Source organism: Asticcacaulis sp. W401b (assembly GCF_046503825.1).
Taxonomy (GTDB): domain Bacteria; phylum Pseudomonadota; class Alphaproteobacteria; order Caulobacterales; family Caulobacteraceae; genus Asticcacaulis.
On the sequence record NZ_JBKFEE010000010.1, the window covers coordinates 18,641 to 35,309 of the forward strand.

Annotated in this window: 13 protein-coding genes and 1 tRNA gene; 7 read left to right on the forward strand and 7 right to left on the reverse strand. The window is 62.4% G+C overall.

Annotation, left to right across the window (positions count from 1 at the left end):
• Positions 1 to 5 precede the first annotated feature (5 nt).
• On the forward strand, positions 6 to 692 hold the full coding sequence (locus tag ACK8OE_RS16225; protein ID WP_410273412.1) for an ABC transporter ATP-binding protein: 687 nt from the start codon (positions 6 to 8) through the stop codon (positions 690 to 692).
• Positions 689 to 3,073 (forward strand): ABC transporter permease, encoded by a 2,385-nt coding sequence (locus tag ACK8OE_RS16230; protein WP_410273413.1) that lies wholly within the window; start codon positions 689 to 691, stop codon positions 3,071 to 3,073. The genes ACK8OE_RS16225 and ACK8OE_RS16230 overlap by 4 nt, the downstream gene beginning before the upstream one ends.
• A 14-nt stretch (positions 3,074 to 3,087) precedes the next feature.
• Here the strand turns inward: ACK8OE_RS16230 and ACK8OE_RS16235 are convergent, their stop codons facing one another.
• The 4 genes from ACK8OE_RS16235 to ACK8OE_RS16250 all read right to left on the reverse strand — a co-directional run bounded on the left by ACK8OE_RS16235 (position 3,088) and on the right by ACK8OE_RS16250 (position 8,534).
• Entirely contained in the window at positions 3,088 to 3,705 is a 618-nt protein-coding gene (locus ACK8OE_RS16235; RefSeq protein WP_410273472.1) for a fibronectin type III-like domain-contianing protein, read from the reverse strand.
• Positions 3,706 to 3,709: 4 nt separating this feature from the next.
• Entirely contained in the window at positions 3,710 to 5,419 is a 1,710-nt protein-coding gene (locus ACK8OE_RS16240; protein WP_410273414.1) for a glycoside hydrolase family 3 protein, read from the reverse strand.
• Positions 5,420 to 5,509: 90 nt separating this feature from the next.
• Positions 5,510 to 7,930, reverse strand: coding sequence for a glycoside hydrolase family 2 TIM barrel-domain containing protein (locus tag ACK8OE_RS16245; RefSeq protein ID WP_410273415.1), 2,421 nt, complete (start codon positions 7,928 to 7,930; stop codon positions 5,510 to 5,512).
• A gap of 528 nt (positions 7,931 to 8,458) precedes the next feature.
• Positions 8,459 to 8,534 (reverse strand) — tRNA-Ile (locus ACK8OE_RS16250).
• A 252-nt stretch (positions 8,535 to 8,786) separates the two neighbouring features.
• Here ACK8OE_RS16250 and ACK8OE_RS16255 point away from each other — a divergent pair.
• The 4 genes from ACK8OE_RS16255 (at position 8,787) to ACK8OE_RS16270 (ending at position 11,830) form a co-directional block, all read left to right on the forward strand.
• The gene (locus ACK8OE_RS16255) at positions 8,787 to 9,530 is read left to right on the forward strand and encodes an SIMPL domain-containing protein (RefSeq protein WP_410273416.1); all 744 of its coding nucleotides are present in this window, start codon (positions 8,787 to 8,789) and stop codon (positions 9,528 to 9,530) included.
• Between the two features lie 76 nt (positions 9,531 to 9,606).
• A complete protein-coding gene (locus tag ACK8OE_RS16260; RefSeq protein WP_410273417.1) occupies positions 9,607 to 10,119 on the forward strand; it encodes a DUF805 domain-containing protein in 513 nt (170 codons plus the stop codon).
• 36 nt (positions 10,120 to 10,155) lie between these two features.
• On the forward strand, positions 10,156 to 10,791 hold the full coding sequence (locus tag ACK8OE_RS16265; RefSeq protein WP_126423581.1) for a TIGR02466 family protein: 636 nt from the start codon (positions 10,156 to 10,158) through the stop codon (positions 10,789 to 10,791).
• A 1-nt stretch (position 10,792) separates the two neighbouring features.
• Positions 10,793 to 11,830 carry an oxidoreductase gene (locus ACK8OE_RS16270; protein ID WP_410273418.1) on the forward strand — a complete coding sequence of 346 codons (1,038 nt, stop codon included), beginning with the start codon at positions 10,793 to 10,795 and terminating at the stop codon, positions 11,828 to 11,830.
• A 77-nt stretch (positions 11,831 to 11,907) separates the two neighbouring features.
• Here ACK8OE_RS16270 and ACK8OE_RS16275 read toward each other — a convergent pair whose 3' ends face one another.
• Positions 11,908 to 14,244, reverse strand: a complete 2,337-nt coding sequence (locus ACK8OE_RS16275; protein WP_410273419.1) for a TonB-dependent receptor — start codon at positions 14,242 to 14,244, stop codon at positions 11,908 to 11,910.
• 151 nt (positions 14,245 to 14,395) lie between these two features.
• Positions 14,396 to 15,013: a DUF1134 domain-containing protein gene (locus tag ACK8OE_RS16280; protein WP_290793008.1), complete on the reverse strand. Its 618-nt coding sequence runs from the start codon at positions 15,011 to 15,013 to the stop codon at positions 14,396 to 14,398.
• A 163-nt stretch (positions 15,014 to 15,176) separates the two neighbouring features.
• Between ACK8OE_RS16280 and ACK8OE_RS16285 the strand changes: the two genes are divergently transcribed.
• Positions 15,177 to 15,902, forward strand: coding sequence for a DUF6348 family protein (locus tag ACK8OE_RS16285; RefSeq protein ID WP_410273420.1), 726 nt, complete (start codon positions 15,177 to 15,179; stop codon positions 15,900 to 15,902).
• Here ACK8OE_RS16285 and ACK8OE_RS16290 read toward each other — a convergent pair.
• Complete coding sequence (locus ACK8OE_RS16290; RefSeq protein ID WP_410273421.1) at positions 15,884 to 16,519, reverse strand: hypothetical protein; 636 nt, start codon at positions 16,517 to 16,519, stop codon at positions 15,884 to 15,886. The two genes, ACK8OE_RS16285 and ACK8OE_RS16290, sit on opposite strands and share 19 nt — an antisense overlap.
• Positions 16,520 to 16,669 lie beyond the last annotated feature (150 nt).

The following is a 16,669-nucleotide window of genomic DNA, read 5'->3' on the forward strand; positions in this document are numbered from 1 at the left end:
ACCCCATGCCGCTGATCCAGCTCACCCACATCCATCATACCTATGCCGAAAATGCGCGCCCGGTGAACGCCCTGCGCGGCGTCAGTCTGGACATCGAAGCGGGTGAATTTGTCGCCATTGTCGGGCCGTCGGGCAGCGGAAAATCCACCCTGCTCAATATCATCGGCACGCTGGAAAGCCCCAGTCACGGCGACTATCGCTTTGACGGCCGGGCCGTTGCCGAGATGTCGGGACGTGAACGGGCGCTGTTGCGGGCGTCGCGCATCGGCTTCGTCTTTCAGAACTTCAACCTGATCGACCACCTGACGGTGTTTGAAAATATCCGGCTGGGGCTGCGCTATCGGCGTGACCATCTGAAAAACGAAAACGAACGGATACTGAGCGCCATGGACAAGGTCGGTCTGGCGCACCGGGCCGACCATCTGCCGCGCGAATTGTCCGGCGGCCAGCAGCAGCGCTGCGCCATTGCCCGCGCCATCGTGGGTGATCCGCAGATCGTGCTGGCCGACGAACCGACGGGCAGTCTCGACTCCCAAAATGCCGCTCAGGTTCTGGGCATTCTGGCGGAACTCAACAGCCGCGGCACCACGCTGGTCATCGTGACACACGCCCCCAGTCAGGCCGACCGCGCCGGACGGGTGGTCGAAATGCACGATGGCCGCATCCATCTTTCGACCCGACGTCTGGCATGAGGCAGGCCCAACGCGACTTTGGTTATGTTTTGCGCAGCGTGACGCGCCGCTGGGGCGTCTATGCCCTGATGATCGCCGGAACAGGCCTCGCGCTGACCCTGACCCTGATCGTCGGCCTGTTTATCCGCAGCGAGTTGAGTTTTGACCGCTTTATCCGCGACTCCGACCGTGTCTATCTGGTGTCGGCCCTGTACGGGCTGGAAAACAAGCCTCTGGTGCCCAGCGACATCACCCCCACTGGCGTGGCGCGCTGGATGCGGACGGATATGCCCGAAGCCCGGCAGGTGGCGCGTCTCCTGCCCGTCGAATGGGCCTTTTCGACACCGCGCCGCATCGCCCGCGAGCGCTTTTTCTGGGCCGACCCCAACCTGTTCGAGGTGCTTGACCTGCCCGCCGTCGCCGGAGACCTGAAGACCGCCCTGCGCGCACCCGACAGCATCGTCATGACGCAGCGCATGGCCAGAGCCTATTTCGGGGATCAGAACGCACTCGGCCGCACGCTGACCACGCGATACAACCAACGTCTGCGCGTCACCGCCATACTGAAGGATTTTCCGTCCAATACGCATCTGGACCGCGAACTTTTCGTTTCCGGGCGTTCCGCCGACAGCGTGCTGGCGCTGCACGACGCCAACCCCAGCTATCTGTGGAGTATCTGCTATACCTATGTGAAGATGGCCCCCGGCGTCCGGCCGCAGACGGTGGCGCAAACCCTCAGCCGGCTCACGCATCAGAACTGGCAGGGGCCGAACAACATCCCCGTCAGCTACGAACTGATCGCCCTCAAAGACCTGCACCTGCACGAACGGGGTGACCTTCAGATGAAGGCGCGCGGACACGTGGATACGCTTGTGGCCCTGTCGCTGGTTGCCTTGGTTATCCTGTCGATTGCCTGTGCCAACTATGCAGGGCTGGTGCTGGCGGAAACCGATGAACGCGGCGCCGAAATGGCGTTGTTGTCCGCGCTGGGCGCCGGGCGGGCGCATCTTCTGGCCACGGTGCTGCGCGAAAGCCTGATCGTGCATCTGATCAGCCTTGTGGTGGCGCTGGCCCTGACCGAGCGGCTGTTGCCCTATCTGAACCACAGCCTCAATCTGGACCTGAAACTGTGGGCCTCCCCGCTAAGCCTGATCGCGATTATGGCGCTGATCACCACCGCCCTCGCCGGGCTGTCGGCCCTGCTGCCGGCGATTATCGTCACCGCCCCTTCGGCGGTCCGCCGGGCCCGGATGCGTACACGGCCGCCGCAAAGGTGGCAGGGATGGATCATCGCGCAGTTTACACTGGTCATCAGCCTGCTGATCGCCGCGCAGGTCGTCTCGCGGCAATGGGACTATGCACTTTACACCGCGCCGGGGTTTGATGGAGAGCATCTGTACATCGTGCCGCGCCATGACAACCCCTGGATAAACAGGGCATTTCTCAACGAGATCGAGCAGATGGACGGGGTTTCGGGCGTCGCTGAGGCCTTCGGGGCCCCGACCTCAAATTTCGTGCGCCCCGCTCTGGTGAAGGGTAAGGACGGACGGGTTCTGTCCTTTACCCGAAACTCGGTTTCCCCTGATTTTTTCGACGTCTATGGAGTCAAGCTGCGCGCCGGGCACGGTCTGAACGGTACGTTTTCCGAGATTATTGCGCCGAAAGACGTCCTGATCAATGAGACCGCTGTGCGCGCCCTGGGCTTCGCGTCGGCTCAGGAGGCGCTGGGGCAAACGCTCGAATACGAAACCGACCGCACGCATATGCGGTCACGCATTATCGGCGTGGTGCCGGATATCCGCTTTTCTACCGTTCATTATGCCGTCCCCCCCATGATGTTTGACGGCTTCGACCGGTTTTTCACGCATTTCAGCATCCGCGTCAAAGCTCAGGGGGAGGCCGAAACCCTGAGACAGATTGATCAGGTCTGGCTGCGTCACACGGTGGGGACCGAACCCATCGCCCGGCAAGCGTTTCGGGACTATCTGACCTCGCAATATCACGACCTGCATCAGCAGGTGGCCGTCAGCCGCCTTGTCGCCGCCGCTGCCATTGTCCTCTCGGCACTGGGGCTGATGGGGCTGTGCGTCTTCCTGACCCGTCATCAGAGCCGGGAGCTGGCGATCCGCAAGGCCTTGGGGGCGCATTTCGGCGATCTTCTGAGGCACCGCCTCAGACCCTTCTGGCTGCCCTTGCTGATCGCCAATATTGCCGCCTGGCCGCTGGCCGGTTTCGTCCTGCAAAAGTGGCTGGGGACGTTCGCGGCGCACGTGCCCCTGACGCCCCTGCCCTTTGTGCTGGCCAGTCTGGCGACCAGTGCCTGCGCCGGAGGGGCCATCCTTCTGCACGCCGCGTGGTCAAACCGCAGCGTCAGGACGTCCCTTCTGCGACAGGATGCCTAGATGGTTCCCATGCTCTACGGCACCGTCTTTCCCTGACGCGCCGCAAACCGCTGGGCGGCAAGGGTGACAGTGACCCTTTCGCGAATATCATCCGACGCCGCCCCCAGTTGCACCTCATAGGCCCCCGGCGCGATCACCCATTCGGACGTGGCCTCGTCATAGACGGCCAGAAGCCGCGGATCGACGCTCAGGGTGACCGTCTGCGACTGCCCTTTCGACAGGGACAGCTTGCGGAACCCGACCAGACGACGCGGGGCCTCCCAGCCGGCGCTTTTGGGGGCCGCCACATAGACCTGCCCCACCGTCTTGCCTTCGCGCGCCCCCGTATTGGCGAGCGTGAAGCCGATCGTCAGCCGCTCCCCGGCCCCCTCGACCGCCTGAGCCTTGAGCCCATCCATGCGGAAGGTCGTGTAGCTGAGCCCCTGCCCGAAGGCAAACAGCGGCGTATAGCCTTTCAGATCAAACCACTTATAGCCCACGGCCGCGCCTTCGGTATAGCGCACGGTGAAGCTGGAATTGGGCGGCAGGTCGCCTCCCGGCAGGGCCTGATGCACGAATTGCGCCTCGGAGGCCGGGAAGGTCAGGGGCAGGTGCCCCGACGGATTGACCTCACCGCTCAGGACACGGGCAATCGCCTCACCGCCGCGCGCACCGGGATAGAAGGATGATCAGGCCGGGCAGTCTGGGCCGGTGGTCCTCACCGCCGCGCGCACCGGGATAGAAGGCGCTCAGAATGGCGCGCACCTCGTCCTTCCACGGCATGAAGACCGGACCACCGCTTTCGACAACGACGACCGTGTTGGGATTGGCGCTGGCCACCGCGCGCACCAGTTCATCCTGCTGACCGTTCAGATCGAGAGAGACATCAAAGCCTTCGCCCGCCCACTGATGGACGAACACGATCACCACATCGGCCGAACGTGCTGCGCGGGCCGCCGCGCTCAGATCGTCCCCGGAGAGGTAGCTGATCTGGGCTTTCGGGAGTTGTGCCTGCAAGGCCTTGAGCGGTGACGAGGGCTGCCAGACCACCGGCCCCGGCCAGCCCTTGGGTTCAAGGCCCGTCACCGCATTGCCGCCTACGGGGGAGACGCTGGACGACCCCCCACCGGCCAGCACGCCCTTGTCCGCGTAGGAACCCACCAGCAGGATGCGCTTCTGCCCCGACAGGGGCAACAGGGCCTTGTCGTTTTTCAGAAGCACCAGCGACTCTTCGGCGGCGGTTTGCGCAATCCTGTGGTGGGCTTCGAAGTCGATCTCGCCCTTGACGACCGGGTTGTCCATCACGCCCTTGTCGATCAGGGCCCACAGGATGCGCCGGGCCATGTCATCCAGACGACGGGCCGGAACCGAGCCATCCGAGAGAGCCGCCTTGAGACTTTCCCCGAAAAAGGCCTGCTTGTCGAAGGGGAAGCCGGATTGCTGATCCAGACCGGCATTGGCCGCCTGCACCGTCGAATGCACCGCCCCCCAGTCCGACATGACGTAGCCCTTATAGCCCCAGTCCCGCTTGAGCGTATCCGTCAGCAGGGCCTCGTTCTCACAGGCATAGACATCGTTGATCTTGTTATAAGAACACATGACGGAGCCCGGACTGGCGCGCTCAATAGCCAGCTCAAAGGCCAGATTGTCGCTCATGCGCAGGGCCGGCTCCGAGATTTGCGCGCTCAGTGTGGTGCGCCCCGTCTCCTGCGCATTGATCGAGAAATGCTTGACGGTCGAAACGACGTGGACGGACTGCACGCCCCGGATCAGGCCCGCCCCCATCTCGGCGGCCAGCAACGGGTCTTCCCCCGTATATTCGAAATTACGCCCGTTGCGCGGCTCCCGCAGCAGATTGATGCCGCCGGCCAGCATGATGTTGAAACCCGACAGGCGCGCCTCGGTGCCGATCATACGCCCGCCCCCCTCGGTGACCTGCGGGTCCCACGAGGCGGCCGTTGCCAGAGAGGACGGCAGGGAGGTGCGTGGCATAAGGTGATTGCGCACCCCCATCGAGGCATCGGTCTGAAACTGCGCCGGAATCCCCAGACGCGGAATGCCCGGAATATAGCCCGCCGACCCCGGTATGACGTTCGCCACCACTTCCCTGGTGTTGAGGCCCGGAATGACGGAAGGGTCGATCTGGGTCAACTGATCGCCGGAAGCATAGCCGAAAACCAGAAGCCGCTTTTCCTCCGTCGTCATCTGCGCCAGCAACAGGGCGGCGCGCTGATCGCTGCTCAGCGTCTTGTCCATCCACGGGGCGACCGCCTCGGCGTGCGCGGTTTGCGGCACGACCATCAGGGGAGACGCGGCGAGAAGCGAGGCGCTCAGCAAGAGCGCGGTGCGAAGTCGTTGAAGAGACATGAAAAACCTTCTTTATGAAAGGCGGGTCGCACAACCGGCGACACACGCGTTAAAAAATGGGCGTCAAATGAAACAGGAAAGGCGCGTGGCTCAAGGCGCCACCGTTTCCAGTACGACCCGCTGCGGCGCGAGTCCCTCGACCTGGACGTCAAGCCAGACCGGACCGGCGCCGGTTCCCGCACGCACCACGGCGACAGCGCGCCCGTGGAAGGTGCGGCGTATGCCCGACTGAAGGCTGCTGGCGTCGCGCGGATTGCCGTTGCCGAAACCGGCCAGCGTCCCCGCCCCCGACACGCGCACCGTGACCTGACGATCTGCCGCCTGCGTGTAAACCGGCGTCCCCTGCGCATCGAACAGCTCGACCGTCACATAGGCCAGATCCTGACCATTGGCCCGCAGTTGGCGGCGCTCGGCCACCACCTTCGCCCGAACAGGCACTTCTGAGGTGCGCAGCTCCCATTGCGCCGCCTTTCGCCCGTTACGATACCCGACGGCCACCAGCCGACCGGGTGCGTATCTCACCCTGAAGCTGGCGCGGTATTGCGTCTCGACCGACACGGCCTTGCGCCCCAGACTGCGGCCATTGAGGAACAGCTCGACCTCCGGCCATTTTGAAAACACCACCACCTCAAGCGGCTTGCCCTCCTGACCGGGCCACGTCCAGTTGGGGTGGATGTCTTCCAGCGACCAGTCCAGATGCGGCGGCGTGGTCGGGAAATACTGCCGGTCGGGCAGGTCTTCGGTGCCCTCCGGCTGACGCACAAACATCGACACCGGCGTTTTGCCCGTCTTCCACAGCACTTCGCGGTAATAGGCCGCCGGCCGCTTGCGGCCCGTGGCGTCGATTTCGCCGCAATAGGCCAGATGCCACGGATAGGGCCCCAGCTTTTGCCAGTCCTGACTGTAGCCCATCCAGCCGATGCCCGTTTCCCCCAGATAGTCCACGGCGGTCCACACGAAGTCGCCGATAACCCAGGGCTTGGTTTCCACCGCGCGCCAGTAGTCAAAGGCGTCCTTGGGCGTCGATTCCGAGGTGTACATCACGCGATCGGGGAAGGCCTGATGGTCGGGGTCGAAGCGATTGACGCGATAATTGTAGCCCGCCACGTCCAGCACGGCGAACTGCGCATCGCTCAGAGGCGGGTCGGCATTCACCCCTTGCGTCACCGCGCGCGACGGATCGAGCGCGCGGATACGGGCGACCAGCGCCTTACCCGTCTCCACCCCCAGCGGCGTGCCCTGCTCCGGGATTTCGTTGCCGATGCTCCACAGGATGACACTGGGGTGGTTGCGCCCGCTCAGGACCAGACTGTCGATATCCGAGCGCCAGTTGTCGGCAAAAAAGCGCGCATAGTCCTGATCGCGCTTGGGGCGGTTCCAACTGTCGAAGGCCTCGTTGATGACCAGCATCCCCAGCTCGTCCGCGGCCTCAAGCGTGGCCTGACTGGCCGGATTGTGGGCGCTGCGAATGGCGTTATAGCCCGCCGCCTTCATCAGGGCGACCTTGCGCCGGTCAGCATCCGGCCAGCCCGCAGCCCCCAGCATGTAGTTGTCGTGGTGGATATTGCCGCCCTTCAGCTTGTAGGGCTTGCCATTGATCCGCAGCCCGTTGACCGCATCCATCGTTACGCTGCGGATGCCGAAGCGCGTGCGTCTTTCGTCCACGATGACGCCATTCAGTTTCAGCTCCTGCACCAGCGTATAGAGGTGGGGCGTTTCCGGCGACCACAGGCGGGGCGTGGCCACGGTCAGGCTCTGATCCCGGACGTCAGCGGTGCCCTGGCGCGTCGCTTGCGCCACAACCTTTCCGGTCGGGTCGCGCAGGGTCCACACCCTTTCTACTGCGTCTTTCGAGGTGGCGCAGTCCGAGACCCGCGACTGTACCGACACCGTGGCCGTTTGTGCAGAGACCTGCGGCGTGGTGACGAAGACGCTGTCCGGCACGATATGGGCGCAGTCGAGCAGTTCCAGCCTTACGGGCCGGATAATACCCGACCCGGCGTACCAGCGCGACGACGGGTCCTTGTGATCGACACGCACGGCAATCACATTGTCGCCCGTGCGCAGCTTCCCCGTAAGATCGAGCGTAAAGGCCGTGTAGCCATAGGGGTGGCGCGCCACAGGCTCACCATTGAGCCAGATTTCGGCATCCATGTAGATCGCTTCGAAGGTCAGTCGCACGACCTTTTGCGCCTCCGGGGCCTCCAGCCGGATATGCCGCCGATACCAGCCCACGCCGCCCGGCAGATAGCCCGAATCCTGCCCGGCCACGGCCTGCGCCTCAAACGGCGGCTGCCCATCCGCCCTGTCCATGATGGCCCAGTCGTGTGGTACGGCGACCGTTTTCCACTGGCTATCGGGCGTATCGCTTTGCGCGCCATTGGGCGTATCCCCCGCATGAAAGCGCCACCCCTGCGAGATATCCTTTTCAATCGCTTGGGCCTGACACGACAGCGCGGCACTCAATAGCGCCGCAAACGCAGCCGCCTGATACGTCTTTTTCAGTAACACCCTGCCCTCTTTTCAGTTTTTTTGATACGACACAGGCCCGCCTGATCTCTCCGGGCTAAGACGCGCCCGAAACGGCGTTTCGCACTCTGCTCGACACCCCAGCCCTGACGACGCAGGGCCGCAGGTGCCCATCAACCGGGCTCCATGCTAGCAATGGTGCCCGTCTCGATGCAAGCAATATTTGTCTGACTATATTACTGAATGCGCAGTGAATAGCCTCTTCGATGCAAGACTGCCAGGGCGGTGTGTGCAATCGCCTGAGTACATTTCACGTCCAGACACGTCACATCAGGCACAGCCTGAGCTTCTGCCGAGGGCACGGTTTGCGGGTAGATATTTCCGAATTATGACGAACGATTGGGATGAAGCTGGTGGCTCTGACCGAGGGCAAATCATCCCATGGCCTGCGCAAACTGGCGGGGTCTCGTCTGACTGAAGCCGGGGGCTCTGAGAAGGAAATAATGGCCGTGTTGGGCCTCTCCTCCCCCAAGGCGGCGCACGGCGGCAATAACGACGTCTTTAGGGAGTTGGTAGGCGCGGAGGGACTCGAACCCCCAACCAGACCGTTATGAGCGGTCGGCTCTAACCATTGAGCTACACGCCCGCACCAAAGGCAGGGGTTGCGTGCCTAACACGCTCCCGCAAGGATTTAAAGCCCTCTGCCGGTATTTTCAACATGCAGACACGGCGGCGACAAAGCTGACGCCAGATCGTCAGTCCGGTTCATGCGTCATTCACACGCGCACATGGATTATTGACACACAGGCGGGGCATTCTCCGCCCCGTGACGCCCCCGCCGGGTCTTAAAAAGGCCACGCCGGAGCGCCAGACTGATTTTAAAAGAAGAGAGACACCTATGAAACGGATGTTCGCGGTTTCCGCCGCTGCCCTCGCCCTGATGACCGCCGCCGCGCCCGTAATGGCCCAAACCCCTGAAGCGCCCAAGGCGGAGCGCATGGCGCATCATCAAATGGGCACCCTGCTCACCTTGTCGGAAACGGCCGAGGTGCGCTCGACGCCGGACGTCGCCTTCATCACCTTTGGCGTGGTCACCGAGGCCAAAACCGCCGAAGAGGCCATGAAGCTCAACGCCCAGAAGATGAACAGCGTCTTCGCCGCCGTAAAGGCGCAGGGCATTGCCGACAAAAACGTGCAGACGACCGGCCTCAGCCTCAACGCCGTCTATGATTACCCGCAAAACGGCGGCACGCCGACCTTGCGCGGCTATCAGGCCAGCAATCGTATCAGCGTGCGCGTGGAAGAGGTCAAAAAGCTGGGCGGGGCCATCGACGCGGTGGTCAAGGCCGGTATCAACCAGATCGACGGCATCTCCTTCGGTCTCAAAGACCCGTCGGCCGCTGAGGACAAGGCGCGCATCGAGGCGACCAAAACCCTGATGGCGCGTGCCGAGCTTTATGCCAAGTCGCTGGGCAAGACGGTGAAGCGCATCAAGTCGCTGAACGAAAACGCCGCCATGTCCGCGCCGCCGCCCATGCCGATGGTCCGCGCCATGGCCATGAAGGCCGAGTCCGATACGGCCATTGCCGGCGGCGAGGTTTCGACCGCGATGACGCTCAATGCCGAGTTTGTACTGGAATAGGATTTGCTCTGAACGCATGACACCTCCCCCCGGTGAGTGATAGGTTACCTGTCACAACCACCGGGGGGATTTTTTTATGTGGCGTTTTCTGTTGTCCACCAAAGGGCGTACCGCGCGCCTGCCTTATGCGTTGTTCATGGTATCGACATCGCTGGGGCTGTTTGCGGCTTATTTCTTACTGTTACCGATAATGATGAATATCGGTTTTTCTATCTATACCCCGGTTATCAGCGTTTTATGGTTGCTGGCATTTGTGTTGATATGGCCCAGCTACGCACTGTCGGTACGCAGGCTGAAAGACATGAATGGGCCGACCTGGCCCGCCCTGTTTTTTTTGTTGCCCTTCCTCACTTCGCTTCTTTTTGTGCTGTCGCCTTGGATAGTGCCTGCTTTTCCGCAAAACAGTACAGGAATTAACCCTGAATACGAAGCTCTCACACGGACGCTGGGCCAAGTCTCAGAGGCTGTAGGCTGGCTAAATAGAGCCCTTATCCTGATCCTCTGCTTCATCCCCGGCACCAAGGGGCCCAACCGTTACGGCCCGCCGCCGGGACAAAAGGCCGCGCCCGACCTCAGCGTCTTCGAATAGGCTTGCCGCGAGCGCCCCTTTGGGCGAAAAGGCAGCATGAGCCAGCCCTACGCCTCCACCGTCACGCCTTTGTTCACCACCGAAATCTACCGCGCCGACCTGTCGGACATGCCGGATTTCGCGGCCTATCTGGAGGAGATCGACGACACCTGCCGCGCCTTCGCCGATGAGGACGAGGCCGGGCAAAACTGGTCGCAGCAAAAGGGCTATCTCGGCTACACCTCCTATGGGTCATTGAACAACCTGCCCCTTCTGGCCAGCGCCTTTGAAGACCTCAAGGCGCATACCGACGCCCACGCGGCACGCTTTGTCGAGATTCTGGAATACGACCTGCCCGCCGGGGCGCTGAAGCTCGACAATATGTGGATCAATATTCTGGAGCCCATGGGGCACCATTCGAACCACATCCACCCGCATAGCCTGATTTCCGGTACGTTTTATGTCAGCGTGCCCGACGGGGCCAGCGCGCTCAAATTCGAAGACCCGCGCCTGACCAGCTTTATGAATTCGCCGCCACGCAAGGAAGGGGCCAAGCGCGAGCATCAGCCCTTCGTCTATGAGGCGCCAAAGCCCGGCACGATCCTGATGTGGGAAAGCTGGCTGCGCCACGAAGTGCCGATCAACCTGTCTGAAGATATCCGTATAAGCATCAGTTTTAACTACAGTTGGTGAGATGATGAGCGCTCCGGTACAGACGGCATTGGTGGGCTATGGTTATGCCGGAAAGACCTTCCATGCGCCGCTGATCCGGGCCGCAGCGGGCCTTGCGCTGACCACCGTCGTGTCGTCGCGCCCCGCTGAGGTGCAGGCCGATCTGCCGGGGGTGACGGTCTGTGATTTCGAGGCGGCTCTGGCCGACCCGGCGATCGAACTGATGGTCGTGGCCACGCCCAATGATTTGCACGCCCCGCAGGCCATCGCCGCGCTCAAAGCGGGCAAGCACGTCGTCATCGACAAACCCTTTGCCCTCACCACCGCAGAGGCCGAAACCGTGCTGGCGGCAGCGCGGGCGGCCAAACGGCTGACGACCGTCTTTCATAACCGCCGCTGGGACGGCGATTTTCTGACCGTGAAGCACCTGATCGAAACGGGGGCCCTGGGTGAGATCAGCCTGTTTATCTCGCGCTTTGACCGCTTTCGCCCGGCCTTGCGCAACCGCTGGCGTGAACAGGCCCTGCCGGGGTCGGGCCTGTGGTACGATTTGGGGGCGCATCTGGTCGATCAGGCCCTGTGCCTGTTTGGCGCGCCCGACGCCATCGCGCTCGATCTGGCGCAGCAGCGCGACGGCTCGGTGGTCGATGACTATTTCCACGCCACCCTGTTCTACGGTGCGCGCCGCGTGCGCTTGCAGGCCAGCGCCCTGACGCCCGCGCCGGGACCGCGCTTTGAAATCCACGGGCGGTTGGGCAGCTACGTCAAATACGGCCTTGATACGCAGGAAGAGGCGCTAAAGGCTGGACAGCCGGTCGGTGGCGAGAGCTGGGGCGCAGATGGCGACGGCGTGCTTACACCGGTGAGCGGGGTCGATCCCCTGCCCCCTGTGGCGCAGCCGACCTTACCGGGGCGCTATCCGGCCTTTTATGAGGGCGTGGCGCAGGCCATTCGCGGCACCGGCCCCCTGCCCGTCCCCGCCGCAGAGGCGCTCAGCGTCATGCGCCTGCTCGATCTGGGCCGCCAGAGCGCCGAAACGGGCCGGACTCTTTCCCTATAAAAAAAGCCGCTCCGGTGTGGTCACCGGAGCGGCAGTGTGTATCCGGGCCGCAGCAGAGGCCCGGAGGACTTCCAAATTTAGAAACGCTTACGAACCGTGACGAAGGCCTGACGCGGCGCGCCGGGCAGCAGGGTCATGGTCGTGCCCGCGGTGTCGCGGTTGACGAAGCCGCCCGAACCGACCGTCGAGATGTAGTTTTCGTCGGTCAGGTTGGTGACGTTCAGTTGCACGTCGATATCGGCCGGGAAGCGGTAGCCCAGCGTCGCATCGACCGTGGTGAAGCCTTCGACCTTACCGCCGATGTTTTCGTAGGTGTAGTAACGCTCGCCCGTGTACTTGGCACCCGCCGTAGCGAACAGCGTACCATTGTCGTAGCTCAGGTCAGCGCTCAGCATGTGCTTGGGCGTATTGACGACGGTCTTGTCCTTGGTCTGATAGGTTACGCCGTTGCTGGTGTAGTTATCGGCGTACTTGGAGTCGTTATAGCTGTAGGACGACGACAGACGCAGGCTGTCGGTGAAGCGCCAGGTGCCGCCCAGTTCGACGCCGTTGGTCTTCACGGAACCGACGTTCGACAGGACCGCCGCATTGCCGAGGATCGAAGCGCCCTGCTGGATGGCCAGCAGACGGTCCGAGAAATCGACGTGATAGATGGCTGCGACGCCGCGGAAGTTGCTGAGGTTCAGGCGCAGGCCGCCTTCAAACGTCTTCGAGCTTTCCGGCTTCAGCTTCTGGCTGACGAAGTTGACGATGGCCTGCGACTGCGAAGCGAAGGGGCCCGACGTCGCCGCCGACACGTAGGCGGCCATGTTTTCCGAGTAGGAGCCGAACAGTTCGACTTCCGGCAGGGCCTTGAAGACGATACCGGCCTGCGGCAGGAAGCTGTCGTCCGACTTGATCTTGCCCGACAGGGCGCTGCCCGTGACGGTCGAGACCGAGTTTTCCACCTTCATCGCCTTGAAGCCGTAGTTCAGCTTCAGGCGCTCGCTGAGGGTCCACACGTCCTGAACGTAGCCGACCGTGGTCTTGGTGTTGAACTTGTATTCCCACTGGGTCTTGATCGGGTTCGACTGGAAGCCCAGCGAATCGCGCGACGGGGCGTTCAGGGTTTCGCCATAGAAGCGGCGGGCCTGATTGAAGTCGTTGTCTTCGACCCACAGACCGGCGGTCACCATGTGCGCGCCGAGGTCGAAGTTCACCGCGCCAAAGGCCCCCTTGCGGTCGATGTCGTATTCCGTGGTGCGGATCGACAGCGGCGCATTATTGGTGGTCGCGCTGGCCACGCCGTAGTTCGGCGAGATCGTGTAAGGGGTGACCCACAGGCCCTGACCCTTGTTGGTGTGGTTGTAGAGGGTGCCCGACACCTTGATCATGTCGTTGATCGGGGTCTCATAGCTGAGTGCCATCAGGTCGTCATCGCGCACGCCCGCGCCGTAATAGTAGGCGTCGTCCGGGTTGGCCACGCCGTAGGCAGCGTAGGGGTTGACACCCTTGCCGGTCCAGTAGCCCGAATTGGGGTCAAGCTGACCCGAAGCGTAGAGGGCCGGATTGTTGAGGGTGGTAGCCACGCCGATCGCGGCGGCGTAGTTCGGCTGGAAGTTATCCCAGTCGCGGCCCAGACGTCCGATCATTTCGAACGACATGTCCTGATAGTCCTGCTCGCGGCGTTCGGAGTGGTTGATGAAGCCGGTCAGTTCGCCTTCGCCCAGCGGCAGCACGGCCTTGGCGCTGATCTGCTGCTGCTTCTGCTCGCCGCCGCCCTTCCACTTGTCGGACTTCTGATCGGCGACCGACACAAAGGCGCGCAGGCCACCGAGGTTATCGAGCGTGCCGGTTTCAAAGCGGCCATAGAGGCGGTGCATCGAGTCCGAACCGATCGTGCCGGTCAGCTCGCCGCCCATGTTCTGGGCCGGGTCGCGCGAGAAGAATTGCAGCGTGCCGCCAAGGTTGGAGGTCGAAGCGGTCGAAAGCGCACCGGCACCCTGCATCAGGTCCACACGGGCTACGTCTTCGGAGATGATGGCGCGCGAAATGTGCAGACCGTTGTGGTTGCCATAGGACATGTCGCCCAGCGGCACGCCATCCAGCGTAAAGCCGAGCTGGTTCTGGTTGAAGCCGCGCAGGGTGATGCGGGTGGACCATTCATAGGCCCCGAAGGCGTCGGCCGACTGGAAGGACACGCCCGGCAGCTTGTCGATGGCCTTCAGCGGCGAGGTGCCGGCGGCTTCGAGCGACAGTTCGCTGCCCTTCAGCGTCTGGAGCTGACGGCTCTGACCCTGACCATAGACGATGACTTCGGTGATCTCTTCGGCCGGAGCCGCAGCGGCCTCCGCCTTGGGCGCTTCCGCCGCCAGAACCGGCGCGGCAGCAAACAAAAGGGCCAGGGCAGTCCCGGCTTGCAGGTAGGCTTTCATACTCAAATCCCCAATGGGCGTCCACACGACGCCGCTGAGGAACGCTGCTACGCGGCCATGATGACAGCCGCTTAACCAAACGGCGACACAGCCATGTCAGCCGTGTCGCCGTTTTGTGACGGGGATTTTTCGCAACAGTGGGAAATGAGGCTTAGGCCGGGAACCACTTGCGCGTCTTGGAATAGGCCAGATAGCCGATATTGGCCCCCAGACGGAACCCGACGCCGGCGCGGATCGGGGCCACGATGGTGTCGTCGGACTGCTGATAGTTGACGCCGAGGCCACCGATAAAATAGGCCGAGCCATCGACGCCGGGGAAGCGCTGATAGATTTTCTCAACGTCATAAAGGCCATAGACGAGCGAGAAGACGCGCGAGGCATTGCCGCCGGTATCAAAGCCGACCGACGGGCCGCGCCAGAAGATTTTTTGCGGGCTGGGCAAGGCCTTCATATGGACCAGCCCCTTGCCATAGCGCAGACCGACCGCAATGGCCCCGGACACTTCTTCACCGGCGATATAGGCGGTCGGGCGATCACCATAGTCGGAGAAGATTTTTTCGATGGCTCCGCCCAGCGCCTCGACCGTCACGCCGAGGAAGTCGGACCCGGCGCGCAGGATTTCATCGCGCTGATAGCCTTCGGCACGACCGGATGGGGCGCTGGAAGATGAGGCGGAGGCTCCGGTCTGGGCCAGGGCCTGAAGCGGCGAAGCGATCAGCGGGGTGGCGGCCGTAGCGGCGGCACCCATCAGAAAATGGCGGCGTTCCATGACGCAAGAGACTCCGTCGAAAATAAGCGTAAGGCTTTTATTAACCCTGAAGGGGTGACCAAATCCTTACCGGCGGCTTAAGGTGAGGTTTATCTCTCCAAAGCACATAAACTCGTGGCGGGATTACGACGAAAAGCCGATCAGATCAGCAAAGGGGGCAAATATGTGGGGCTGGCTGCGGAGGGGGTTTTCCCTCAAAAAAACACCCGAAGTTCTCAGTGATAACGGCTTTGAGGAAGCCACGCCCTTCTTGGTTGATCTCTTGGAGGCGCACGGGATGACGTCCGTCACAACTCATAATGGGTTCGTTTTTACGAGTGATGACTGGCCCGCCATACGAGCCCGTTTTGAACCCCAAGGAGAAGGTAACAGACAATGTCTGGACGTAGAGCTTTGGCTTGACCGCCACCGGGTGATTTATGAGAGATACCCCGGATCGGGAAGCGACAATGCCGAAGCCAAGCGAAATGCTTTGGCCTATTTTTGCGGCGTAAGCCTACACGTCTACCTTGCTGCCTTTTGGAACCAGAGGTGCTGTGATCAGGTGGATGAAGAAATCTGGACAGTAAAGGGCGAAGTCTGGAACGCCTATATAAGCCCGTGCGTTCAGCGTGCCACAGATGGTCAGAAAATCCCAGTCCCCTTGGAATTTCTTCCTGCCCTTCAGGCGCTCGTAGAAGGCATGTCTTTCAACGAGGATGTTGTAAGTATTTCCAGCTTCTGCGGCGGTTTACCTGAGGCACGACTGGCCGAGGTCAGGGTAAATAATGGGGTTAACGATACACTCAGCGAAACCTTGAAGGCCCTGCCTTGGCCGGAAAGCACCGTCTTCTATTCTATGCGCAATTTCATAGTGTTAACGCGACAAGTTCAATCGTCCCAGCCCTGACGGCACTTCTTCTTGCCGGAGACCATATCGCGCAGACCGGGATAGGCCCCGCGCCCTTCGCGGTACTTCTGCCATTCGCGTTCGCGGGCCGCCAGACAGAGCTGGGTGGGGCGGGTTTCCGGCGGTTTGAGCGGCAATACGACCTCTTTGGAAGCGCTGACGGGGCAGTCCTTGTCCATTGGTCGGCCCTCGTTGCGCTGCTGGATGCAGAATTGCCGCTTGTTCAGGGCGCGCGTCGCCGCCGCCCGTCCCGCGTCGCCGCCTTCGGGATAGGCGCGCGGTGTGACGCCGGAGCCGGTTTCAGTCGCTGCGGGCGGTGCGGACGGCCTTTCAATGACCCATGGCGGCGTCTGCGTCTCAGGCGTTCGCGGCGCAGGCTGTGTGGGTGTGGGTAAAGAACGGCGTGGCGTGGGTTCGGTCGGCCTCGGGGCGGGCACGGCCTCGGCTTGCGGCTGGGGTCGATCCATAACCGGCATGGGCCACAGCTCGACTTCTACCGGCGGCGGCTCTGGCGCAGAGGGCGCGGGCGTCAGCCACACCACCATAAGAGCGGCCAGCGCGTGCAGGGCCAAAGCCACCGCTACCGCCCAACCCCACCGTCCTGCGCGGTTACGCACCCTGCCCTGCCCGTTCGTCATAGCCGCATTGACCATGCCGTCGTGTCGGGATTACGGCCTCAGTGGGGCGGCAATAGGCGCTTTCACGACAAGGTGTACATATGGCCCGCCCAAAAAGGCGTAAACTCTCACCGTTGTGTCGAAAGGAGG